Origin of the sequence: Actinomadura kijaniata, assembly GCF_014138665.1 — a bacterium.
Taxonomy (GTDB): Bacteria; Actinomycetota; Actinomycetes; order Streptosporangiales; family Streptosporangiaceae; genus Spirillospora; species Spirillospora kijaniata.
Window position 1 is genome coordinate 989,597 of the sequence record NZ_JACJIA010000001.1, and the last position, 21,995, is coordinate 1,011,591.

The window sequence follows — 21,995 nt, forward strand, 5'->3', positions numbered from 1 at the left end:
AGGTTCTGCTTCAACACCTCCCCCGAGACCACCGTCGACGCGATCCGCCGGTGGATCCGGTAGGACGGTCCCGGTCTACTCGGTCAGCAGCACCAGGCCGTAGGCCGCCAGCGCCTCGCTGACGGGCAGGAAGTAGGCGGCGCAACTGCTGCTCGACGCGGCGACCAGGGTGCCCTGGGCCTGCCCGTTGGCGATGAGCGGGGCGCCCAGGTCACCGGGCCCGGCGCAGATGTTGGTGCGGATCGCCCCGTACAGGATGCCCTCGGGGAAGTTGATGGTGACGTTCCTGGCCAGGATGGTGCCGCACCGCCAGCGGCTGACGGCCCCGGACATGCACGCGGCCGAGCCGACCGGCGCCGCCTGGGCCCCGCGCACGGCGACGAAGGTCCCGTCGTGGCGGTTGACCAGGCCGCGCGGCCGCCAACTGCTGTTGGTCTTCACCCAGGCGACGGCGTTGACGGGGAAGGTCGTGCTCTGCACGGTGCCCTGGGCGACCCCGTTGTAGCCGATGACGCTCTGACCGGCGCGGGCGCACCGGCCGGAGGTGATGTAGCCGCCTCGGACGGAGAAGCCGATCGTGCACCGGCCGGAGGAGGGCGTGGCGCTGAACGCGTCACCGCCGCGAACGTCGTAGGTCACCGCGGCCGCCGCCGAGGCCGGCGCCGCCGACAGGGCGACGAGCGTGCCGCTGAGGACGAGGAGACTCCGGATCATCGGTTCTCCCAGAGATCGGGGGCGTCCCCGTCATTGAAAACACGAAACCGGACCCCGATCCACCGCCGGATCCGGCCACCCCGATCCACCGGCCTCACCAAGACCCCGGCCAAGGACCAGCCCAGCGAAGGCCCCACACTAAGAACGAGCGACCTGGCCCACGGCACCACCCCAGCATGACGCCCTACCCACCTCAGCCCTTCGAAGGCCCGCACGGAGCAGACCGCGCCCCTCGACACCGACCGCAGGCCGGGTGCCCCTAACAGGCCGGGCGACGCGCCCGCATCGCGAAAGGGCACACCTCCACCCACCGCGTCCGGCCGTCCATCCGCTCCTCGTCCGGCTTGGCGACCGCGACTGCGAGGTGACCGACGAAGCAGCCTGGTAGGCCGAAGGAACGGACGCCCCGGCACACCCGAGCGGGGTTGGGGCGTTCGGCCGGCACCGTTCGACATCGGCGCGACCTCGACCAGGTGGCAAGGCGGGATCATCCGGGCAGGCGGCCCAGGAACGCCCCGCTCCGGGGCAGGCGCGGTCGTGTTGATGCTCGCGACTGGTCGAGCCTGCTGGTATCCATCAGATCAGCTCACGCGGCTCGCGGTGCCGCCGGGCCGTGAAACCCGGCGGCACCGCTGCGTCCGTTCGATGCGGGGCCGGAGCCGTACTCCAGCGGCGGTGCTTGGGCCTGCGGCGCTGTGGCGGACTTCGCTTGCGTCGTTCCGCGCCCGCCCCGAGGACCAACATGCGTCCATCGACGCGGCAGAAGGCGCGGCTGTAGTGCCACGGCGCTTCTGACGAAGCTTCAGGACGTCGCTCCCCGCCTCGCCCTACTGAAACTCCGCTGCCGTAAGGCCGCAGGGGCCGCTTCTGCTTCATCAGAAGCGGCCGAGGCTGCGTTTCAACGCCCTCTCCTCCGACGCTCGCCTGGCGGTTCGCGCCTCAGAAGGTCTTGGCAAGAGTGCCGTCGCTTCGTTACCTGACCTGCGAGCCATCGCCTCCGTTTCGGGCCGCAGCCCAGGTGACGCACCGCGTGCATGGCTGAGGCCCACTTTGCGGCAGCCTCCAGCGGGAACGCGCGGAGCCACGGCTCGCGCGTTGGAGAGTGTCGCGGAGAGTTCGGCTTTCGGCCCGTTGAGCGAGGGCCGTCGGGGCTCTTGCCCGTGCCGGACTCGGATGGCCTGCCTTCCGACGCTGTCCGTTGGAGGAACGGCCTTTTGCGCTGGTGCGTAGCGTGCCGTGGAGGGAGCCGGCTCCTCGCCAAGGCATCTCCTGCCCTGCCCGGGAGGTCATTCGGGTGCTCCGGTCGGGTGAGGGCCGCACGGGACGTCTGCGGGGACGGTGGCGAGGGCAGGGGAGTCGATCTTGGCGGCTTTGGTGAGGCGCCAGCCGCCGGGGGCGCGTTCCACGAAGCCCGCCGCTGCCAACAGCCCGAGCTTGGCGTTGGTGGTGGCGAGATCCACGCCCGCCTTGGTGGCGAGCTGGGCCGTGCCGGTCGTGCCGCGCGATGGGAACGCCTCCAGCACCGCTCGGGTCACCGGCTCCAGGTGGTCGCGGGGCAGCACCGGGCTTTCGGGCTCGGGGGCCAGATCGGCGCCGATCCGGCCGACCGCCTCCACGACCTCTTCCCAGCGGGTGACCAGGAGGGCGGGCGGCTGGTCGCGCAGCAGACGATGGCAGCCGACCGAGGCGACCGAGTCCGCCGGGCCCGGGACCGCCATCACCTCGCGGCCCAGCTGGCGGGCCCACTTGGCGGTGTTGAGCGCACCGCTGCGGCGGGCGGCCTCCACCACGACGGTGCCGCGCGACAACGCGGCGATCACCCGGTTGCGGACCAGGAACCGCGTTCGCCGCGGATGCGCGCCCAACGGTGACTCGCTGACCAGCAGGGCACGGCGGGCCATCTCGGCGAACAACCCCTCGTTGGCCGCCGGATAGGGAACGTCCACGCCGTTGGCGAGAACCGCGACGGTGGGGCCGTCGGCGGCCAACGCGCCCCGGTGGGCGGCCGCGTCGATGCCCAGCGCCCCGCCGGAGATCACCGCCCAGCCGCGTTCGGCCAGGTCGGCGCCCAGCTCGGCGGCGAACCGCATCCCGTAGGAGGACGCGGCGCGCGAGCCGACCACCGCGACCGAACGCAGGCAGGTGAACCGCAGGTCCTCCGGCCCGCGCAGCCACAGCCCGTAGGGCCGCTCGACCCCGAGATCGTCGAGCGTGGTGGGCCACTCGGGATCCCCCGGGCACACGAACCGGCAGCCCAGATGCTCAGCCACGGTCATGTCCTCCTCGGGAGAGACGTCGGCCAGCCTGATCCGCCAGCGCTCCAACGTCGCCAGGAACTTCCCGTGCTCCTCCGGCTCCACCCGCACGGCCTCCGGGATCGCGCCGATCCGCACCGCGTCGATCACTCCGACCGGCCCGACCGCGTTGATCATCCGGTTGACGTACGGCTCCCCGGGCTCGGCCATGGCGCACAACACCATCCGCGCCACCCGCTCCGGGGACACACCCCCGAAGCCGCCCCGGCCGCCCCCACCGTCGCCAGCACCGTGAACGCCGCCCCGCCCCACGGCCACCCCGGACTCTCCGCCGCCCAAAACGCCGCCCTCAGCGACATCGCCCTCTCCAAGAAGAAGCCCACCAACGAACTCCCCACCTTCGGGCTCCAGGTGTGTGGGCTCCAGGTGTGCGGGCTCTACGCCTGCGGGCTCTACGCCTGCGGGCTCTACGCCTGCGGGCTCTACGCCTGCGGGCTCCAGGTGTGCGGGGCCCAGGTGTGCGGGCTGCGTGCTTGCGAGCTCCGTGCCTGCGGGTTCCAGGTCTGCGGGCCCGAGGCCTGCGGGTTCCAGGTGCGCGGGCTCCGGGGCTGCGAGTCCGAGGCCTGTGGGTTCCATGTGTGCGGGGTCGGGGTGTACGGGCCCCATGTTTGCGGGGTCTAGGCGAGCGGACCCCACGCTCGCGGACCCCACGCTCGCGGACCCCACGCTCGCGGACCCCACGCTCGCGGACCCCACGCTCGCGGGGTTCAGGGGTGTGGGGGCTGGGGCGGTGTGGTTGTCGGTTGGGAGGGGTTTTCTGGGGGTGGGGTGGTGGTTTGTGGTGGCTTGGTGGGTGGGGGCTTGGCTTGGGGCGGGGGCGTGTGGGGGGCCTTCGCGGGGGGTGTTCTCGTGGGGGACGGGGTGGTCGTGGATGTGGTTGGGGTCAGGGAAGGAGGGGTGGGCTGGGGTGAGGTCGGGCTGGGGGTTGCCGGTCATGGGGTCTTCTCCTTTGAGGGTTTGTCGGGGAAGTGGTTTCGGGTCAGGTTTTTCGGCAGGTCCACAGGGCCAGGGCGCCTCCTACGTCGTCGGCGGTGGGGGTGTCTCGTTCGGCCAGGTCTGCCAGGGTCCAGGCGACTCTCAGGACGCGGTCCAGGCCCCGGACGCTGAGGGTGCCGTTCTGTAGGGCGTCGTCGGCGGTGCGCATCGCCTCCGCGCTGGGCAGGAAGTGGCGGCGCAGTTCGGGGCCGGGGATCTCGCTGTTGGCCCGCCAGGGGGTCTCGGCCAGGCGTTTGACGGCTCGTTCGCGGGCCAGGAGGACTCGGTCGGCGACGACCCGGCTGGGTTCGGCGACTTCCAGGTCGTAGCGGAGTTCGGCCCGGGTGGCGGGGGAGAGGTCGAGTTTCAGGTCGATGCGGTCCAGGAGGGGGCCCGAGATGCGTTCCAGGTATCTGCGGCGGACCGCCGGGGCGCAGGAGCAGTCGATCTGTTTCGCGGCGGCGCAGGGGCAGGGGTTGGCCGCCAGGACCAGGGTGAAGCGGGCCGGGAAGCTGGTGGCCCGCTCGGCCCGGGAGATGCGGACCTCTCCCTCTTCGAGGGGTTGGCGCAGGGCCTCCAGGGTGCCCCGGTCGAACTCGGGGGCCTCGTCCATGAACAGGATCCCCCGGTGGGCCAGGGTGACCGCGCCGGGTTGCAGGACCCGGCCCGAGCCGCCGCCGACCATGGACGCGCGGGTCGAGGTGTGGTGCGGGGCCTGGAACGGGGGACGGGTGATCAGGGGTTGGCCGGGCGGCAGGGTGCCGGCGACCGAGTGGATCGCGGTGACCTCCAGGGCCGCTTCGGGGGCGAGCGGGGGCATGAGCGTGGGCAGGCGTTCGGCCAGCATCGTCTTCCCGCACCCCGGCGGGCCCGAGTAGAACAGGTGGTGGCCTCCGGCGGCGCTGATCTCCAGGGCCCGGCGGGCCTCGGCCTGGCCTCGGACGTCGGCCAGGTCCAGGGTGTCGCGGCGGTCCGGGGGGCGTGCCGGCGCCTCGGCGGGCGGGGGCTCCTGCTCGTCCTCGGGCGGGGGCGGGTCGCCTCGCAGGAGGGACAGCAGGCTGCGCAGGGACGCGGCCGGGATCACCTCGATGTCGGGGACCAGGCGGGCCTCGGCGGTGTTGGGGTGGGGGACGACCACGGTGCGGCAGCCCGCGTTCGCGGCCGCCAGGACCGCCGGGAGCACGCCGGGGATCGCGCGCAGGCGGCCGTCCAGGCCCAGTTCGCCGATCAGGACCAGGCCCGCGCAGGAACGGGGTGGGATCGCCCCGGCCGCCGCGAGGATGGCCGTCGCGATCGCGATGTCGAAGGTCGAGCCGCGCTTGGGGACGCTGGCGGGGAACAGGGAGATCGTGACGTGGCGGTTGGGCCACTCCTCCCCGGAGTTGAAGATCGCGGCGCGGACCCGGTCGCGGGACTCGTTGAGGGCGGTGTCGGGGAGGCCCACCAGGTGCAGGCCGGGAACGCCGCTGGTGATCGCGGCCTCGACGTCCACGACGTAGCCGTCCACCCCGACCAGGCCGACCGAGCGGGTCTTGGCGAGCGTCATTCAGCACACCCCCCGCAGGTGGTCCAGGAGGAAGCCGTCGCCGTCGGACACCAGGCCGAGGACGTCCACGCGCACGAGGGCGGCGGGAACGCGGTGCTCGGCGGCCCAGCGGTTCGCCAGGCGGCGCAGGCGGGCGGCCTTGGGCGGGGTGATCGCCTCCACCGGTTCGCCCAGCGCGGTGGAGGCGCGGGTCTTCACCTCGCAGGCCACGTGCTGGCGGCCGTCGTGGGCGACGATGTCCAGCTCGCCCTCGGGGCAGCGCCAGTTGCGGTCGAGGATCATCCAGCCGAGGCCGGCGAGGTGGGCCGCCGCCGCGCTCTCCCCACGCCGGCCGAGATCGATGTGTCGGGGGGTCATCTGCTTCTCCTTCGCTGTCCGGTCCGACGGTGCCCGCCGGCTGTGACCGTCCGCTACGGCCGATCACGATCTGTGGATAAGTCGGGATCTTGGAGGTGCGGTGCTTGTCTTCGGGGCGCGAGTGGCGCAGCGTGGCGGTTGTGAGTGACGTGGCGTTGCAGGAGGCCGTGGCGGAGTTCGACCGGCATCTACGGGCCGAGCGGGGTGTTTCGCCCCACACCCTCCGCGCCTACCGCGGTGACCTGCGGGACCTGTGTTCCTACGCGGCCGCCGTGGGGGTCTCCGGCCCCGAGGGGCTGGACGTGACGGTGCTGCGGGCCTGGCTGGCGCGGCAGCACGCGCTGGGCAGGTCGCGGGCCACCCTGGCGCGGCGGACCGCGGCGGTGCGGGCCTTCACCGGCTACCTGCACCGGCGCGGGCTGCTCGACTTCGACCCCGGGCCGCTGCTGGGCACGCCTCGGCAGAACCGCGACCTCCCCACCGTGCTCAGCCAGGACGACGCCGGGCGGCTGCTGGACCGGATGGACGTCAGCGGACCCTTGGGGCTGCGCGACCTGGCTGTGCTGGAGGTGCTGTACGGGACCGGTGTACGGGTGAGTGAGCTGTGCGGGCTGGACATCGACGACCTGGACGCCGCGCGCAACACCGTTCGTGTCCTCGGCAAGGGCGGCAGGGAACGCGTGGTGCCGATCGGGGAGCCCGCCGCCCGGGCCGCGGGGGACTGGCTGCGGGCCGGGCGGCCCGCCCTGGCCAACGAGCGGAGCGGAGCGGCGCTCTTCCTCGGCGCGCGCGGTGGACGGCTGCACCCCAACAGCGCCCGCCGCATCGTGCACAGCCGTATCGCCGAGGTCGGGGGCGTGCCCGACCTGGCTCCCCACGGGCTGCGGCACAGCGCCGCCACCCATCTGCTGGAGGGTGGGGCCGACCTGCGCAGCGTCCAGGAGATCCTGGGGCACGCCTCGTTGCAGAGCACCCAGCTCTACACGCATGTCTCGGCCGAGCGCCTGAAGCAGGTCCACCGCCAGGCGCACCCCAGGGGCGCGGCCGAGGACCGGTGATCAACGCGCGCGCCGCAGCCGCCGCTCCCGTTCCAGGTCGATGACCCCCGTCGGCGGCCGGCGCGGGGGCCCTGGTCTGGTCCGGCGCCGCGCGAACACCAGGGCGGACGTCAGGAGGACGCCGGTGAGCGCGCCGCCCGTCGCCGTGCTCGCGTCCCGCAGGCCCAGGCGGAGCGGAGGCCCGGACGGGGCCTTCTCCGCCGGGGGACGTGCCCGGGAGCCGGGCCAGCGGGGCAGCAGGCGCACCTGCGGGCGGACCAGGGCCAGGGGGTCCCGGTACCCGGACGCGTCGAGGAGGCCCCAGTGCAGGCAGGCGGCCGCGCAGTGCCGGGGCGCGCCCTCCACCACGCCGATGCGCGCGCCTGACGCGATCATGCTGCCGCGCTTCACCGACGGGCGGACCGGCAGGTAGGTGGTCCGCAGGACGCCGTGGGTGATCGCGACCACGCCCCGGCCCGCCAGACGGCCCGCGTAGGAGACGCGGCCGGGCCCCGCCGCCAGGACCGCCTGGCCCGGCCGCGCCGCCAGGTCCACGCCCCGGTGCCCCGCCAGCCACGGGGCCGGCGGGGGCGAGAACGCCCGCAGCACCTCCGGGACGGGGGTTAACGGCCACCGCCATTCCCCTCCGGACGGTGGCGGCGGCACGGTGAGGACGACGGCGCCGATGAGGACTGTCACGAACACGCTCATGGCCCCCAGCCTGCGTCCCGCGTCACTCCCGTCACCAGAGGAGAACGCCATCTGTGGATAACCCGCCTGACGTGACGGCCCGCCGGTCCCGGTTGATTCCACGTGCGCGGCCAACATCCAATAGACTTGGGAAACGGTCGCGCAGGTCCTCAGCCTGAGCGGCCGAATTCACGCGCTCGCCCGCCACCCAGCGGCCCGCCGCAAGGAGGGCAAGGTGGGACGCGGCCTCTCGGTCCGTCGCTCGCGACGGCGGGGCCGCGCCCGAGCGCCGGCAGACAACCGGAACGTGGCCCGCCTCGCGGGCCGGACAGGAGAACACGGGCTTATGGCTCCCGTCGTCACCATGCGACAGCTGCTCGAGAGCGGCGTCCACTTCGGTCACCAGACCCGCCGTTGGAACCCGAAGATGAAGCGCTTCATCTTCACGGAGCGCAACGGCATCTACATCATCGACCTCCAGCAGTCGCTGTCCTACATCGACCGCGCCTACGAGTTCGTCAAGGCCACGGTCGCCCACGGCGGCACCATCCTGTTCGTCGGCACCAAGAAGCAGGCGCAGGAGGCCATCGCCGAGCAGTCGACCCGCGTCGGGATGCCGTACGTCAACCAGCGCTGGCTGGGCGGCATGCTCACCAACTTCTCCACCGTCCACAAGCGCCTCACCCGGCTCAAGGAGCTGGAGGAGATCAACTACGACGACGTGGCCGGCTCCGGCATGACCAAGAAGGAGCTTCTCGGTCTGCGCCGCGAGAAGGAGAAGCTGGAGCGCACCCTCGGCGGTATCCGCGACATGGCGAAGGTCCCCAGCGCCATCTGGATCGTGGACACCAAGAAGGAGCACATCGCGGTCAACGAGGCCAAGAAGCTCGGCATCCCGGTCGTCGCGATCCTGGACACCAACTGCGACCCCGACGAGGTCGACTACCCGATCCCGGGCAACGACGACGCCATCCGCTCCGTCAGCCTGCTGACCCGCGTCGTGGCCGACGCCGTCGCCGACGGCCTGATCGCCCGCTCCGGCGCCGCCGCCGGTGACGACAAGCCCGCCGAGGCCGCCGCGGCCGAGCCGCTGGCCGAGTGGGAGCGCGAGCTGCTCGAGAACAAGTCCGCCGACGCCGCGGCCCCCGCGGAGGCCCCCGCCGAGGCCCCCGCCGAGGCCCCCGCCGAGGCGCCGGCCGAGACCGAGCAGGCCGCCGAGCCCGCCGCCGCCGCGACCGAGGCGACCGAGAACACCGAGGCCGAGCAGGCCTGATCCCCGATCCCCGGTGGCCCGCGTCCGTGCGGGCCACCGGGGATCGTCGCGGATCCACCGAGCACACCACTCACAGAGACGAAGAGAGCGATGGCTGACTTCACCGCCGCTGACGTCAAGCGGCTTCGCGAGCTGACCGGCTCCGGCATGATGGCCTGCAAGAACGCCCTGACCGAGGCCGAGGGCGACTTCGAGAAGGCCGTGGAGATCCTGCGCCTCAAGGGCGCCAAGGACGTGGGCAAGCGCGCCGAGCGCACCGCCGCCAACGGCCTGATCTCCGAGTTCTTCGACGGCTCCGGCGACGGCGCCCTGCTGGAAGTCAAGTGCGAGACCGACTTCGTCGCCAAGAACGCCGAGTTCATCGCGCTGGCCGACAGGCTGGTCGAGTTCGCCGCCAAGAGCGGCGTCGAGAGCGCCGCGGACCTGCTGAAGGCCGAGATCGAGCCCGGCAAGTCCGTCGAGCTCCTGGTCCAGGAGGCCAGCGCCAAGATCGGCGAGAAGCTGGAGATCGGTCGCTTCGCGCACTTCAAGGGCGCCTACGTGGCCTCCTACCTGCACAAGTCCGACCCGTCCCTGCCGCCGACCACCGGCGTGCTGGTCGAGCTGGACACCGAGAACGCCGAGGTCGCCAAGGACGTCGCCCAGCAGATCGCGGCGATGGCCCCCAAGTACCTCACCTTCGAGGAGATCCCCGCCGAGGTGATCGAGAAGGAGCGCGCCCTCGCCGAGACCAAGACCCGCGAGGAGGGCAAGCCCGAGGCCGCGATCGCCAAGATCGTCGAGGGTCGGGTCAACGCCTACCTGCGTGACTTCGTGCTGCTGGAGCAGGCGTTCGTCAAGGACGGCAAGAAGACCATCGCCAAGCTCCTCGACGAGAACGGCGTGAAGGTCGTGCGCTTCGCCCGCTTCAAGGTGGGCCAGAGCTGAGGGACCCTGGAGACAGGAGCCCGACAGAGTTTTCACGAAGCAACGAGGAGGCCGCCGACGTGCCGGAAGACAAGAACACTGACACGACGGCGGCCTCGTCGTCCGCTGGGCGGCCGTCGCACCAGCACGCCCCCCGGGGCGGCTGGAAGCGCGTGCTGCTGAAGCTGTCCGGCGAGGCGTTCGCGGGCGGCGACCCGATGGGTATCGACCCCGAGGTCGTGCAGCACGTCGCCGAGGCCATCGCCGAGGCCGTCAAGGACGGCGTGCAGGTCGCCGTCGTCTGCGGCGGCGGCAACATGTTCCGCGGCGCGCAGTTGGCCGAACGTGGCCTGGACCGCGGCCGCGGCGACTACATGGGCATGATCGGCACGGTGATCAACTGCCTGGCGCTCCAGGACTTCCTGGAGAAGCTGGGCGTGGACACCCGCGTGCAGACCGCCATCACCATGAGCCAGGTCGCCGAGCCCTACATCCCCCGTCGCGCCATGCGCCACCTGGAGAAGGGCCGCGTGGTGATCTTCGGCGCGGGCCTGGGCCAGCCGTTCTTCTCCACCGACACCACCGCCGCCCAGCGCGCGCTGGAGATCGGCGCCGAGGCGGTGCTGAAGGCCACTCAGGTGGACGGGGTGTACGACGCCGACCCCCGCAAGCATTCGGACGCGGTCAAGTTCGACCGTTTGGATTACGGTGAAGTCCTACAGCGAGGGCTGAAGGTCATGGACGCCACGGCCATCAGCCTCTGCATGGACAACGCGCTGCCCATCGTGGTGTTCGACCTGATGGGCCAGGGCAACATCGTCCGGGCCGTCCGGGGTGAGAAGATCGGCACTCTGGTCAGCCCGGCCGACGGCTGACGGCTGACCGAAACAGAGCCAGACCGGCAGTGCCACACAGGCCGACCAGATGAACCGGGAGTCGAAGTGATCGACGAGACCCTCCTCGAGGCCGAGGAGAAGATGGAGAAGGCGGTCGCGGTCGCCAAGGAGGACTTCCAGGCCATCCGCGCCGGCCGCGTCACGCCCGCCATGTTCAACAAGATCACCGCGGAGTACTACGGCACGCCGACGCCGATCAACCAGCTGGCGTCGTTCACGCTGCCCGAGCCCCGCATGGTCATCGTGCAGGTCTTCGACAAGTCCTCGATGCAGGCGGTGGAGAAGGCGATCCGTGACTCCGACCTGGGCGTGAACCCCACCAACGACGGCAACGTCATCCGCGTGGTGTTCCCCGACCTGTCGGAGGAGCGCCGCAAGGAGTTCATCAAGGTCGCCGGCACCAAGGCCGAGGACGCCAAGATCTCCATCCGGAACGTCCGGCGCCGCGCCAAGGACACCCTCGACAAGCTCGCCAAGGACGGCGAGGCCGGCGAGGACGACGTCCGGCGCGCCGAGAAGGAGCTCGACGACACCACCCACAGGTACGTGGCGCAGGTTGACGAGTTGCTTGAGCACAAGAAGGCCGAACTGCTCGAGGTTTGATGGAACTCGACGCATCCGGGGAGCCCGCGGGCTCCCCGACCGGCGAGGACAAGCCGTCGGTCAAGAACCGGGCGGGCCGTAACCTGCCCATCGCCATCGGCGTCGGGGCCGCCCTCGGCGCTCTCGTGCTGCTGTCCCTCTACACCGTCAGGGAGATCTTCCTGGCGGTGATGGTGGTGTTCCTGCTCCTCGGGATGCAGGAGCTGACCAAGGCGTTCGCCACCCGCGGCATCCAGGCCCCGTTCGTCCCACTGGCGGTCGGGATGGTCCTGGCGCCGGTCGCCGCCTACGTGTGGGGACCGATCGCGCTGGTGGCGGTGGTCGCGCTGACCGTGCTGGCGGTGCTGGTCGTGCGGATGCCCGAGGGGGCCGAGGGCTACGTCCGCGACACCACGGCCGGGGTGTTCGTCGCCGGGTACCTGGTGCTGATGGGCGGCGTGGTGGCGCTGCTGCTGGCCCCCGAGGACGGCGCCGAACGCATCGTGGTGTTCATCGCGGTCACGGTCTCCAGCGACATCGGCGGCTACTTCGCCGGGGCGTTCCTCGGCAAGCACAAGATGGCGCCCACGATCAGCCCGAAGAAGACCTGGGAGGGCGTCGCCGGTTCGGCGCTGACCTGCATGCTCGTCGGCGCGTGGCTGCTGTGGTGGCGGCTGGACGACGGGCGCTGGTGGCACGGTCTGCTGATCGGCCTGGCCGTCGTGGTGACCGCGATCGTCGGCGACCTGATCGAATCGATGATCAAGCGGGATCTGTCGATCAAGGACATGGGCACCCTGCTGCCCGGCCACGGCGGCGTGATGGACCGGCTGGACTCGCTGGTCGCCACCGCCCCCGTGGTGTGGCTGCTGCTGGAGCTGTTCGTCCCGGCCGGCACCTGACCGGCGGATCCTCCGGACGGCCGCGCGACCCCGGTCCCGCGGCCGTTCGCGCGTTCTCCGGCCAAGCGAGGGTCACGGGCGGGTCAAGTCCGGCCCGGCCGGGATGGCGCGGGCACGGCGCGGCGTTTGCGACACTGGAGGAACGATGTCTGCGACCACCGAACCCGCCCCCGCCGGATCCGCGCCGAAGAAGACCCCGCCGAAGCTGGTCTTCGCCGCGCCCCGCCGGGGCAAGCCGCCGCGCCACCTGGCCGACCTGACCACCGACGAACGCCGGGAGGCCGTCGCCGCGCTCGGCGAGAAGCCGTTCCGCGCCGACCAGCTGTCCCGCCACTACTTCGCGCGCCTGACCAAGGACCCGGCGGACATGACGGACCTGCCCGCCGCGCTGCGCGACAGGCTCGCCGCCGAGCTGCTGCCGGAGCTGCTCACCCCGGTCCGGGAGCTGGCGTGCGACGGCGGCAAGACCCTCAAGACGGTCTGGAAGGCCTTCGACGGGGTGCTGTTCGAGTCGGTGCTGATGCGCTACCCCGACCGGGCGACGATGTGCGTGTCGTCGCAGGCCGGGTGCGGCATGAACTGCCCGTTCTGCGCGACCGGCCAGGCCGGGCTGACCCGTAACCTGTCCACCGCCGAGATCGTCGAGCAGGTCGCCGCCGGGGCCCGCGCGATGGCGGCGGGCCGCGTCGCGGGCGGGCCGGGCCGGGTGTCCAACATCGTGTTCATGGGCATGGGCGAGCCGCTGGCCAACTACAAGGCGGTCATCGGCGCGGTGCGCCGCATCACCGACCCCGCGCCGGCCGGGCTGGGCATCTCGCAGCGCGCGGTGACGGTGTCGACGGTGGGCCTGGTCCCGGCGATCGAGAAGCTGGCCGCCGAGGACATGTCGGTGCGGCTGGCGCTGTCGCTGCACGCCCCCGACGACGAGCTGCGCGACGAGCTCGTGCCGATCAACAACCGGTGGAAGGTCGAGGAGGTCCTGGACGCCGCCTGGCACTACGCCGACCGGTCGGGCCGCCGGGTCTCCATCGAGTACGCGCTGATCAAGGACATCAACGACCAGGCCTGGCGCGCCGACCTGCTGGGCCGCCGGCTGAAGGGCCACCGGGTCCACGTCAACCTCATCCCGCTGAACCCCACGCCGGGGTCGAAGTGGACCGCCTCGCGGCCGGAGGACGAGCGCGAGTTCGTCCGCCGCCTGGAGGCGCACGGCGTGCCCGTCACGGTCCGCGACACGCGCGGCCGGGAGATCGACGGGGCCTGCGGCCAGCTCGCCGCCGCCACCAAGGAGTAGCGGAGGGTTCCCGGCGCCTTGCGGAGCACTCGGGCGGGGCGTCAGGCTGGACGTCGCGGACGAGGTGGCGGCCGTGACGAAAGGGAGCCGGGTGGTGGTGAAGACGGGTGGGCGGCTGCTGCTGACGCGGCCGCCCGTCGTGATGCGCGGGTACGACCGGGCGCAGGTCGACGCCCTGCTGGAGCGCATCGGGAAGGCGTTCGACGGGGACGGCGGGCTCACCGCCGAGGAGGTGCGCGGTACGCGGCTCGACGTCGTGATGCGCGGCTATGACCGGCGGGTCGTCGACGAGCTGCTGATGGAGTGCGTCCGGCGGCTGCGGGCGTCCGGGCCGCGGACCCGGCGGGCCGGGCGGCCCCGCGCGAACCCCGAGTGGCTGATCGGGTGGATCCAGAGCGCGCGGTTCGGCCGGGCCGGGCTGCGGACCGGGTACGACGTGCGGGACGTGGACGCGTTCCTGGACCGGGTCGTGGCGGGGCTGCGGGGGCCGGCCGCGCCGGTCGCGGCGTCGGACGTGCGCGAGTGCGCGTTCCGGACGGTGCGGTTCGGGGCCGCCTACGACGAGGGCGAGGTCGACCGGTTCCTGGAGCAGCTCGCCGTGGCGCTGGAACGGCGCTAGCCCGCGGCCGCGGGAGTCCCATACCGGCCTGGTACGCGCCGGGCGGGTGGGGAACGGTATGTGTCATGGATCACTTCCACGCGCAGCGGCAGCGGCTGCACTCCCTGTTCGGTGTGTTCTTCGCCCCCGAGGTCACGGCGGCGCTGCTGGAGCTGGCCCGGCCCGCTCTGGCCCTGGGCGCCGAGGGGGAGGCGACGGTCCGGCTCGGCGGGGCGCCGGTGCTGCCCGTGGGGGAGGAGTGGCCGGTTGTGGCCGGGCGGCCGTTGGACTTCCTGGGCGCGGTGGACTTCGGGGAGATCGCCGCGCTGGGGGCCGTTCCCTGGCTTCCCGACAAGGGGGTGGCGGCGTTCTACGGCGGTGCCGGGTGCCGGGTGTTCGCCGGTGAGATGCGGGAGGCCGAACGCCCGGAGGGCGCGTCGGCGTACCCGTCGTGCCCGCTCGGCGCGAAGCCGTTCCTGTCGGTGCCCTCGCCGCAGGAGCCCGCGCTGCGGCGGCTGGAGGCGGCCTACAGCGGATGCCTGCCCCTCTACGAGCAGCTCCACGCGGCGTGGGCCCAGCACGCCTGGCCGGACGACGCGCCCATGCACCAGATCGGCGGCTGGCCGGTGCTGGCGCGCGACCCCGAGGGGCCGCAGGCGACCGAGTCCGGGTGGCGGCTGCTGTTGCAGCTGGACTCCGACAACCGCCTCGGCTGGGACTGGGGCGGCTCCGGGCGCGTCTACTTCTGCGTGCGGGAGAACGCCCCGGTGGACAGCGCCTGCCTCACCGCCCAGGCCGCCGAGGGTCAGCGGCGGCGGGCGACGAACGCGTAACCGCCTCCCACCACCGCCGTCCACAGGACCAGGTGGAGCGCGATCCCGGGGTAGGCGTCGGTGAACGCGGCCGGGCCGGCGTGGGCGGCGCGCACCCAGTCCAGGATCGGCACCGCCAGCGGGTTCAGCGGCCCCAGGCCCAGCAGGAGCGCGGCCACCAGCGCGCCCAGCAGCGCCAGCAGGGCGGTGCCGGGGGCGGGGATGACGGCGCGGCTCGTCCACGCGCCCAGCGCCGTCGCGGCGGCGTTGACCAGCAGCGCCAGCCCCACGCAGGTGAGCAGCGCCGAGGCGGGCACGCCGACCAGGACGGACTGCAGCAGCGGGGAGGCCAGGGCCAGGGCGCCGAGGACGAGGTTGACGGTGTAGGCGGCCAGCAGCCCGGCGAGCACCGGGACGTCCCGGCGGCGCGCGGCGACGGCCGACAGGTCGCGCTGGACGTCGGGCTGGGCGTCCAGCAGGGCGCGGGCGGTCCAGGCCCACACGAAGAACAGGAACGCGGGCACGTCGCCGAGCGTCCCGGTGGCGGCCTCCACGGTGTCCTCGGGCGTCTCGCCGCTGGGCCACTGGGACAGCACCAGCGCCACCACCAGGAAGATCACCACGAGTGGTTGCAGGACGCGCAGCGAGCGCACGTACCCGTCGAGCTGGAACCGCGCCAGGGCGATCATCGCTGGGTCCTCCGCACCTCGTGGCCGTCGGCGCGCAGCTTGGTCTCCAGGTCGTCGGCCTGGTCGCTGCGCACGACGACCTCCAGGACGGTCCATCCGCCGTCGTCGTCGGCGGCGGTGACGGTGCCGTCGGCGACGCGCACGCGGCGGACGCCGGGCAGGTGCTCCACGACGCGCTGGTGGTCGCTGACGACGACGGTGGCGCCCTCGCCGGCCAGGTCGGCGATCAGGCCGGGCAGCGCGTCGCGGATCTGGGCGTCGAGCCCGGAGAACGGCTCGTCCAGCACCAGCAGGCCGGGGGAGTGCAGCAGCGCCTGGACGAGGCCGACCTTCTGGGCGCTGCCCTTGGACAGCTCGGGCAGGCGCGTGTCGAGCAGCCGGCCGAGGGCGAGGCGCTCGATCCACGGGTCGGCGGCGCTCGCGGGGACGCCGTGGACCGCCGCCATGTGCGCCAGGTAGGACCGCACGCTGAACGGCTGGTCCACCGGGAACCGCTCGGGCGCGTACCCGACGCGTTCGGGCCGCCCGCTGACGGTGCCCCGGCGCGGGTCGCGCAGCCCGGCGACCAGCCGCAGCAGCGTCGACTTGCCCGCCCCGTTGCGGCCGGTCACCTCGGCGACCGTGCCGGGCGGCAGGTCGAGGGTGACGTCCCGCAGGATCCACGGCGACCGCCGCCGGTATCGGAACGCGATGCTGTCCAGGCGCATGGGACCGCACCGTAGCGGTGATCATGTAAAGCGGTCATCAGCCCGGCGGGGGGACGGCTGCCGGACCGGTGGGGGAGAATGCGTCGGGTGAGCGACCCCGACTGCGTGTTCTGCCGGATCGTCAAGGGCGAGCAGCCCGCGCACCTGGTGCTGGAGGAGCCCGGGGCGCTGGCGTTCCTCGACACCCGCCCGCTGTTCAAGGGGCATGTCCTGCTGGTGCCGCGCGAGCACCACGAGACGCTGCCCGACCTGCCGCCCGAGCAGGTGGGGCCGCTGTTCCTGCACGCGCGGCGGCTGGCGGCGGCGATGGAGGGAACGCTCGGCGCGGCCGGGTCGTTCGTGGCGATGAACAACCGGGTCAGCCAGAGCGTCCCGCACCTGCACGTCCACGTCGTGCCGCGCAACCGCAAGGACGGGCTGCGCGGGTTCTTCTGGCCGCGGCACCGCTACGACTCCGACGCCGAGGCAGCCGACTACGCCGCCCGGCTGCGCGAGGCGCTGGGCGGCGCGTGAGGCTCCCCGGCCGTCAGCTTCCCAGCGCGGTCAGGAGGGCGGTCAGCGGGCCGGCCGCGCCCTCGCGTCCGTCGGGGCCGGGCACGGCGGGGTGGGGTGGCGGGTCGTTGAGGGCGGCGTGCTCGTACAGGTCCCGTTCCGCCCGGTCGAGGGCGGCGCACAGCACGTACTGGGGCACCGTCCAGCCCAGCAGCTCGGCCGCCTTGCTGATCACTAGGTGCTGTTCGACCGTGGTCGGGAAAGTGACGAGCTCGTCGGGTCGGGGGGAGGGAAGGCCCTGGCGCACCGACTCAGACATGGTCGGTCTCCTTCCTGGCAGCATCTCAAAGTACGCCCGCGCGCACCGATGCGGCATCCCCAATAAGAAGGAGAATATGAGCCCGCGGGCCACCGGTCGCCCGCTCCGCGGCGTCCGTGGGGAACGGGGGCGCCGCCGCGCGAGGTGGGGCGGCCGGGCCTCGCGCGGCGACGGGACCCGGAGTGATCAGCGGGTCCCCCACGAGTAGGTCTGCTTGCGCAGCTTCAGGTAGACGAAGCTCTCGGTGGAGACCACGCCCGGAACGCGCCGGATGCGGCCCAGCAGCTCCAGCAGCTGCTCGTCGTCCTCGCAGACCAGCTCGACCAGGATGTCGAACGACCCGGCGGTGATCACCACGTAGTCGATCTCCTCGAACGCGGCCAGCTCGTCGGCGACGGCCTCCAGGTCGCCCTCGCACTTGAGGCCGATCATCATCTGCCGGGAGAAGCCCAGCATCAGGGGGTCGGTGACGCCGACGATCTGCATGACGCCGGAGTCCAGGAGCTTCTGCACGCGTTGCCGCACCGCCGCCTCCGACAGGCCGACGGCCTTGCCGATCGCGGCGTAGGAACGGCGTCCGTCCTGCTGGAGCTGCTCGATGATCTGTTTGGCGGTCTCGTCGAGCTGGACGGACGCGAGGGCGCGGCGAGACCCGTTCCGGCGGTCCCGGGAGCCCTCCGTGGGGCGCTCCGTCATGGCTGGTCTCCTTGCTGCGGCAGTGGGCCTGATGAGCGGACGATCCAAGGAATCCGTCGTGAAATTGGATCGTAACAACGGAATCCCTTGTCAGGAGCCTGATCCTCTGTCAAGGTCGTGCCCAAGTGGACACATCGGGCATATGCCCCTGAGAAGGGAACGACGTGACCAGCGACGGCAGGACCAGGCTGCGCAACTTTATCGGCGGCGAGTACACCGACACCAAGGACGGGCGCACCCTGGAGGTGGTGGACCCCAGCACCGGCGAGGTCTACGCCGAGGCGCCGCTCTCGGCCGAGGCCGACGTCGACGCGGCGTTCCGGGCGGCGGCCGAGGCGTTCCCCGCCTGGCGGGACCTCACGCCCAAGGACCGCAGCCTGGCGATGCTGAAGTTCGCCGACGCGGTCGAGGCCCGCGCCGCCGACCTCGTCGCGGCGGAGGTCCGCGACACCGGCAAGCCGGTGCAGCTGACCACGGAGGAGGAGATCCCTCCCATGGTCGACAACCTGCGCTTCTTCGCCGGGGCGAGCCGCATCCTGGAGGGCAAGGCCACCGGCGAGTACATGGCCGACCACACCTCCTCGGTCCGGCGGGAGCCGATCGGCGTCTGCGCGCAGGTCACGCCGTGGAACTACCCCATGATGATGGCGGTGTGGAAGTTCGGCCCGGCGCTGGCGGCGGGCAACACCGTCGTGCTCAAGCCGTCGGAGACGACCCCGGCCAGCACCCTGCTGCTGGCGGAGATCGCCGCCGAGTTCTTCCCGCCCGGCGTGTTCAACGTCGTGTGCGGCGACCGCGACACCGGCCGCGCCCTGGTGACCCACCCGACCCCGCAGATGGTGTCGATCACCGGTTCGGTACGGGCGGGCATGGAGGTCGCGCGGGCCGCCGCCGACGACCTCAAGCGCGTCCACCTGGAGCTGGGCGGCAAGGCCCCGGTCGTGGTGTTCGACGACGCCGACATCGAGAGCGCCGCCGCCGGCATCGCCGGGGCGGGCTACTTCAACGCCGGCCAGGACTGCACCGCCGCCACCCGCGTGCTGGTCGCCGACCGCCTCGCCGACGACTTCACCGCCGCCCTCGCCGAGGCCGCGCGCGGCACCAAGGTCGGCCCGCCCACCGAGGAGGACGCCGACTACGGGCCGGTCAACAGCGCCGGACAGCTCGAACGCGTCCAGGGCTTCCTGGACCGCGTCCCGGACCACGCCGAGGTCGTGGCCGGCGGGCGGCGCGTCGGCGACCGCGGCTACTTCTTCGCCCCGACCGTCGTCTCCGGCATGCGCCAGGACGACGAGATGGTGCAGAACGAGATCTTCGGCCCGGTCATCACCGTGCAGCGCTTCAGCGACGAGCAGCAGGCGACCGCCTGGGCCAACGACGTCAAGTACGGGCTGTCGGCCAGCGTGTGGACCCGCGACCACGGCCGCGCCATGCGGATGACCAAGGCCCTGGACTTCGGCGCCGTGTGGGTCAACACCCACATCCCGTTCGTGTCGGAGATGCCGCACGGTGGCTTCAAGCACTCCGGCTACGGCAAGGACATGTCGATGTACGGCGTGGAGGACTACACCCGTATCAAGCACGTCATGCACTACATCGGGGCCTGACCCCGCCCCCCCGGGTCCAGTGGGCCGGGCGGCCCCCTCCGCCACGCCGCCCGGCCCGCTGACCGTCTTTTCCCACATAACCTGCTTATTCGCAGGTCACCGTCGTGCCTCCCGCAGCTGACCGACCCCGCGACCCTGTGTAAGGAACCCAGCATGACCGACACCAGCCCCGCCCCGGTGCGTGACGACCCGGGCCGTGCCGACACGGCGGTACCCGCGATCGAACTCGCCGGAGTCCGCAAGTCCTACGTCTCGCACGGCGAGACCGTCGCCGCCGTGCGCGGCGTGGACCTGCGCATCGGCCAGGGGGAGTTCTTCTCCCTGCTCGGCCCGTCCGGTTGCGGCAAGACCACCACCATGCGGATGATCGCCGGGTTCGAGGAGCCCACGGCGGGCGAGGTGTACCTGCACGGGCAGAGCGTCACCGGCGTTCCCGCCAACAAGCGCGACGTGAACATGGTGTTCCAGTCCTACGCCCTGTTCCCGCACATGAGCGTGTTCGAGAACGTCGCGTTCGGGCTGCGCCGCAGGGGCGTCGCCAAGAACGAGATCAAGCAGCGCGTCGGCGACATCCTGGAGATCGTCGACCTCACGGGCCGGGAGAAGCGCCGCCCCAGCGAGATGTCGGGCGGCCAGCAGCAGCGCGTCGCGCTGGCGCGGGCCCTGGTCAACCGGCCCCGCGCCCTGCTGCTGGACGAGCCCCTCGGCGCGCTGGACCTCAAGCTGCGCCAGGCGATGCAGGTCGAACTGAAGCGCATCCAGCGCGAGGTCGGCATCACGTTCGTCTACGTCACCCACGACCAGGGCGAGGCGCTGACGATGTCGGACCGCATCGCCGTCATGAACGACGGCCTGGTCGAGCAGCTCGGCCCGCCGCGCGAGATCTACGAGCGGCCCGCCACCAAGTTCGTCGCCGGGTTCATCGGCACCTCCAACCTGCTGTCGGGCACCGTCACCGAGCTGTCGGGCGGGGACGCGGTGCTGTCCCACGGCGACGAGGGGCGCATCGTGGTCCCGCTGCGCGAGGACCTGGCGGCCGGGGCCGGGGACGCCCTGGAGGTCACCGTCCGCCCCGAGAAGATCGAGATCGTGGGCGAGCGGCCCGCCGGCGGCGGCTCGGCCGTCCCCGCCACCGTCGCCGAGGTCGTCTACCTGGGCACCTCCACCAACTACCTGGTCACCACCGCCGACGGCACGGAGGTGACGGTGTTCATGCAGAACGCCAACAACTCCGACGACGTCGCCGAGCGCGGCGACCGCGTCTGGCTGGCCTGGGAGCCGCGCCACTCCTACGCCATCGGCGGCGGCGCCGGCGGTGTCAGAGGCGACGCGTCGAAGGCGGCGGTATGAGTGAGCTGAACCGGCGTGACCTTCGGGACGACCCCGCGTTCGCCCGCGGCATGACCTCCCGGCGGAGCGCCCTGAAGCTGTTCGGCGCGTCGGCCGCCGCGCTCGCCCTGTCGGCCTGCTCGATCCCCGGGCAGGGCGGCCGCGGCAGGATCACCCAGGCGCAGATCGACGCGTTCTGGAAGGGCCGGACCGGCAAGGGCTCCCTGAAGTGGGCCAACTGGCCCGGCTACATGGAGGACGACCGCGCCACCATCAAGGCGTTCACCAAGCAGACCGGCATCAAGATCGAGTACAAGGAGGTCATCCAGGAGGCCGCCGACTGGTTCGGCAAGGTGCAGGCCCCGCTGGCCGCCGGGCAGTCGATCGACTTCGACCTGATGGTGGTCACCAACGGCATCCAGAGCACCAAGATGATCGAGCTGGGCTACCTGGCCCCCCTCGACCACCGACGGCTGCCGAACTTCGCCAGGTACGCGTCGCCGAAGTTCAAGAACCCCTCCTACGACCCCGGCAACGCGTTCACCGTCCCGTACGTGTCGGGCGTCACCGGCATCGCCTACAACACCAAGTACGTCAAGGACGAGATCAACAGTATCGCCCAGCTCTTCGACCCCAGGTACCGGGGCAAGGTCGGGATGATGGGCGACTCCCAGGAGCTCGGCAACTTCGGGATGTTCGCCATCGGCGTCGACCCGGAGAAGTCCACGCCCAGGGACTGGGAGAACGCCGCCCGCAAGCTCCGCGAGCAGCGCGACCAGAAGATCGTCCGCAAGTACTACGAGCAGAACTACATCGACGCCGTCGCCAAGGGCGACGTGTGGCTCACCATGGCCTGGTCCGGCGACGTGTACTCGCTGGCCAACGACGACGTGAGGTTCGTCGTCCCGCGCGAGGGCGGCACCATCTGGTCGGACCTGATGATGATCCCCGAGCCCGCCGCCAACCCGGCCGACGCGCTGACGCTGATGAACTGGCTGTACGAGCCGCGCAACAACGCCACCCTCACCGAGTTCATCAACTACATCACGCCCGTCCCCGAGACGCAGCGGTTCGTCCGGGAGGACGCGGCCAAGGCGACCGGGGAGGACCGGGCCGACCTGGAACGGCTCGCCGGCAGCCCCCTGGTGTACCCCACCCAGGCCGACCTGTCGCGACTGCGGACCTACCGGGTGCTCACCCAGCAGGAGGAGCCGCAGTACCAGAAGATCTTCACCCCGATCGCGCAGGGGAGCTGACCG

General features: G+C 72.2%; 23 protein-coding genes. 14 read left to right on the plus strand and 9 right to left on the minus strand.

Annotated features, from left to right (window positions below; all coding sequences use genetic code 11):
• Positions 1-75: 75 nt before the first annotated feature.
• Together HNR61_RS04760 and dprA are read right to left on the minus strand one after the other, a co-directional pair.
• Positions 76-714: a S1 family peptidase gene (locus HNR61_RS04760; protein WP_182841798.1), complete on the minus strand. Its 639-nt coding sequence runs from the start codon at positions 712-714 to the stop codon at positions 76-78.
• 1,286 nt (positions 715-2,000) lie between these two features.
• Positions 2,001-3,179, minus strand: a complete 1,179-nt coding sequence (gene dprA / locus HNR61_RS04765) for a DNA-processing protein DprA (protein ID WP_246441949.1) — start codon at positions 3,177-3,179, stop codon at positions 2,001-2,003.
• A gap of 81 nt (positions 3,180-3,260) precedes the next feature.
• Here dprA and HNR61_RS04770 point away from each other — a divergent pair, with 81 nt between their 5' ends.
• Positions 3,261-3,650, plus strand: a complete 390-nt coding sequence (locus tag HNR61_RS04770; RefSeq protein WP_182841800.1) for a hypothetical protein — start codon at positions 3,261-3,263, stop codon at positions 3,648-3,650.
• Positions 3,651-4,008: 358 nt separating this feature from the next.
• Here the strand turns inward: HNR61_RS04770 and HNR61_RS04775 are convergent, their stop codons facing one another.
• Together HNR61_RS04775 and HNR61_RS04780 are read right to left on the minus strand one after the other, a co-directional pair.
• Positions 4,009-5,550, minus strand: a complete 1,542-nt coding sequence (locus tag HNR61_RS04775) for a YifB family Mg chelatase-like AAA ATPase (protein WP_182841801.1) — start codon at positions 5,548-5,550, stop codon at positions 4,009-4,011.
• Positions 5,551-5,907 (minus strand): YraN family protein, encoded by a 357-nt coding sequence (locus HNR61_RS04780; RefSeq protein ID WP_182841802.1) that lies wholly within the window; start codon positions 5,905-5,907, stop codon positions 5,551-5,553.
• A 140-nt stretch (positions 5,908-6,047) separates the two neighbouring features.
• Between HNR61_RS04780 and HNR61_RS04785 the strand changes: the two genes are divergently transcribed.
• Positions 6,048-6,965, plus strand: a complete 918-nt coding sequence (locus HNR61_RS04785) for a tyrosine recombinase XerC (RefSeq protein WP_312897772.1) — start codon at positions 6,048-6,050, stop codon at positions 6,963-6,965.
• Here HNR61_RS04785 and HNR61_RS04790 read toward each other — a convergent pair whose 3' ends face one another.
• Positions 6,966-7,655 (minus strand): M23 family metallopeptidase, encoded by a 690-nt coding sequence (locus HNR61_RS04790; protein WP_182841804.1) that lies wholly within the window; start codon positions 7,653-7,655, stop codon positions 6,966-6,968. It abuts the gene before it with no gap.
• Positions 7,656-7,980: 325 nt separating this feature from the next.
• Here HNR61_RS04790 and rpsB point away from each other — a divergent pair, with 325 nt between their 5' ends.
• The 8 genes from rpsB (at position 7,981) to HNR61_RS04830 (ending at position 14,918) form a co-directional block, all read left to right on the plus strand.
• Positions 7,981-8,907 carry a 30S ribosomal protein S2 gene (rpsB, locus tag HNR61_RS04795; RefSeq protein WP_182841805.1) on the plus strand — a complete coding sequence of 309 codons (927 nt, stop codon included), beginning with the start codon at positions 7,981-7,983 and terminating at the stop codon, positions 8,905-8,907.
• Between the two features lie 90 nt (positions 8,908-8,997).
• Complete coding sequence (gene tsf, locus HNR61_RS04800) at positions 8,998-9,834, plus strand: translation elongation factor Ts (protein WP_182841806.1); 837 nt, start codon at positions 8,998-9,000, stop codon at positions 9,832-9,834.
• 59 nt (positions 9,835-9,893) lie between these two features.
• Positions 9,894-10,688, plus strand: coding sequence for a UMP kinase (gene pyrH / locus HNR61_RS04805; RefSeq protein WP_084000587.1), 795 nt, complete (start codon positions 9,894-9,896; stop codon positions 10,686-10,688).
• 66 nt (positions 10,689-10,754) lie between these two features.
• Entirely contained in the window at positions 10,755-11,312 is a 558-nt protein-coding gene (gene frr / locus HNR61_RS04810; protein ID WP_067828233.1) for a ribosome recycling factor, read from the plus strand.
• Entirely contained in the window at positions 11,312-12,193 is an 882-nt protein-coding gene (locus tag HNR61_RS04815; RefSeq protein ID WP_182841807.1) for a phosphatidate cytidylyltransferase, read from the plus strand. Before frr ends, HNR61_RS04815 begins: the two co-directional genes overlap by 1 nt.
• A 145-nt stretch (positions 12,194-12,338) precedes the next feature.
• The gene (rlmN, locus tag HNR61_RS04820; protein WP_067828236.1) at positions 12,339-13,487 is read left to right on the plus strand and encodes a dual-specificity RNA methyltransferase RlmN; all 1,149 of its coding nucleotides are present in this window, start codon (positions 12,339-12,341) and stop codon (positions 13,485-13,487) included.
• A 73-nt stretch (positions 13,488-13,560) separates the two neighbouring features.
• On the plus strand, positions 13,561-14,106 hold the full coding sequence (locus HNR61_RS04825; RefSeq protein WP_182841808.1) for a DivIVA domain-containing protein: 546 nt from the start codon (positions 13,561-13,563) through the stop codon (positions 14,104-14,106).
• Between the two features lie 65 nt (positions 14,107-14,171).
• Positions 14,172-14,918, plus strand: coding sequence for a DUF1963 domain-containing protein (locus HNR61_RS04830; protein ID WP_182841809.1), 747 nt, complete (start codon positions 14,172-14,174; stop codon positions 14,916-14,918).
• Here HNR61_RS04830 and HNR61_RS04835 read toward each other — a convergent pair.
• Positions 14,891-15,586: a hypothetical protein gene (locus tag HNR61_RS04835; RefSeq protein WP_182841810.1), complete on the minus strand. Its 696-nt coding sequence runs from the start codon at positions 15,584-15,586 to the stop codon at positions 14,891-14,893. The two genes, HNR61_RS04830 and HNR61_RS04835, sit on opposite strands and share 28 nt — an antisense overlap.
• Positions 15,583-16,293 carry an ATP-binding cassette domain-containing protein gene (locus HNR61_RS04840; protein WP_182841811.1) on the minus strand — a complete coding sequence of 237 codons (711 nt, stop codon included), beginning with the start codon at positions 16,291-16,293 and terminating at the stop codon, positions 15,583-15,585. Before HNR61_RS04840 ends, HNR61_RS04835 begins: the two co-directional genes overlap by 4 nt.
• A gap of 78 nt (positions 16,294-16,371) precedes the next feature.
• On the opposite strand from HNR61_RS04840, the gene HNR61_RS04845 reads away from it, so the two are divergent.
• A complete protein-coding gene (locus tag HNR61_RS04845) occupies positions 16,372-16,806 on the plus strand; it encodes an HIT family protein (protein ID WP_182841812.1) in 435 nt (144 codons plus the stop codon).
• Positions 16,807-16,819: 13 nt separating this feature from the next.
• On the opposite strand, the gene HNR61_RS04850 is transcribed toward HNR61_RS04845, so the two are convergent.
• Positions 16,820-17,104, minus strand: coding sequence for a type II toxin -antitoxin system TacA 1-like antitoxin (locus HNR61_RS04850; protein WP_182841813.1), 285 nt, complete (start codon positions 17,102-17,104; stop codon positions 16,820-16,822).
• Positions 17,105-17,290: 186 nt separating this feature from the next.
• Positions 17,291-17,800, minus strand: a complete 510-nt coding sequence (locus HNR61_RS04855; protein ID WP_067828256.1) for an Lrp/AsnC family transcriptional regulator — start codon at positions 17,798-17,800, stop codon at positions 17,291-17,293.
• A gap of 164 nt (positions 17,801-17,964) precedes the next feature.
• Here HNR61_RS04855 and HNR61_RS04860 point away from each other — a divergent pair, with 164 nt between their 5' ends.
• From HNR61_RS04860 to HNR61_RS04870, 3 genes are all read left to right on the plus strand, one after another.
• Positions 17,965-19,407, plus strand: a complete 1,443-nt coding sequence (locus tag HNR61_RS04860; RefSeq protein WP_182841814.1) for a gamma-aminobutyraldehyde dehydrogenase — start codon at positions 17,965-17,967, stop codon at positions 19,405-19,407.
• A 153-nt stretch (positions 19,408-19,560) separates the two neighbouring features.
• Positions 19,561-20,757: an ABC transporter ATP-binding protein gene (locus HNR61_RS04865; RefSeq protein WP_182841815.1), complete on the plus strand. Its 1,197-nt coding sequence runs from the start codon at positions 19,561-19,563 to the stop codon at positions 20,755-20,757.
• Entirely contained in the window at positions 20,754-21,992 is a 1,239-nt protein-coding gene (locus HNR61_RS04870) for an ABC transporter substrate-binding protein (RefSeq protein WP_182841816.1), read from the plus strand. Before HNR61_RS04865 ends, HNR61_RS04870 begins: the two co-directional genes overlap by 4 nt.
• Positions 21,993-21,995: the final 3 nt, after the last annotated feature.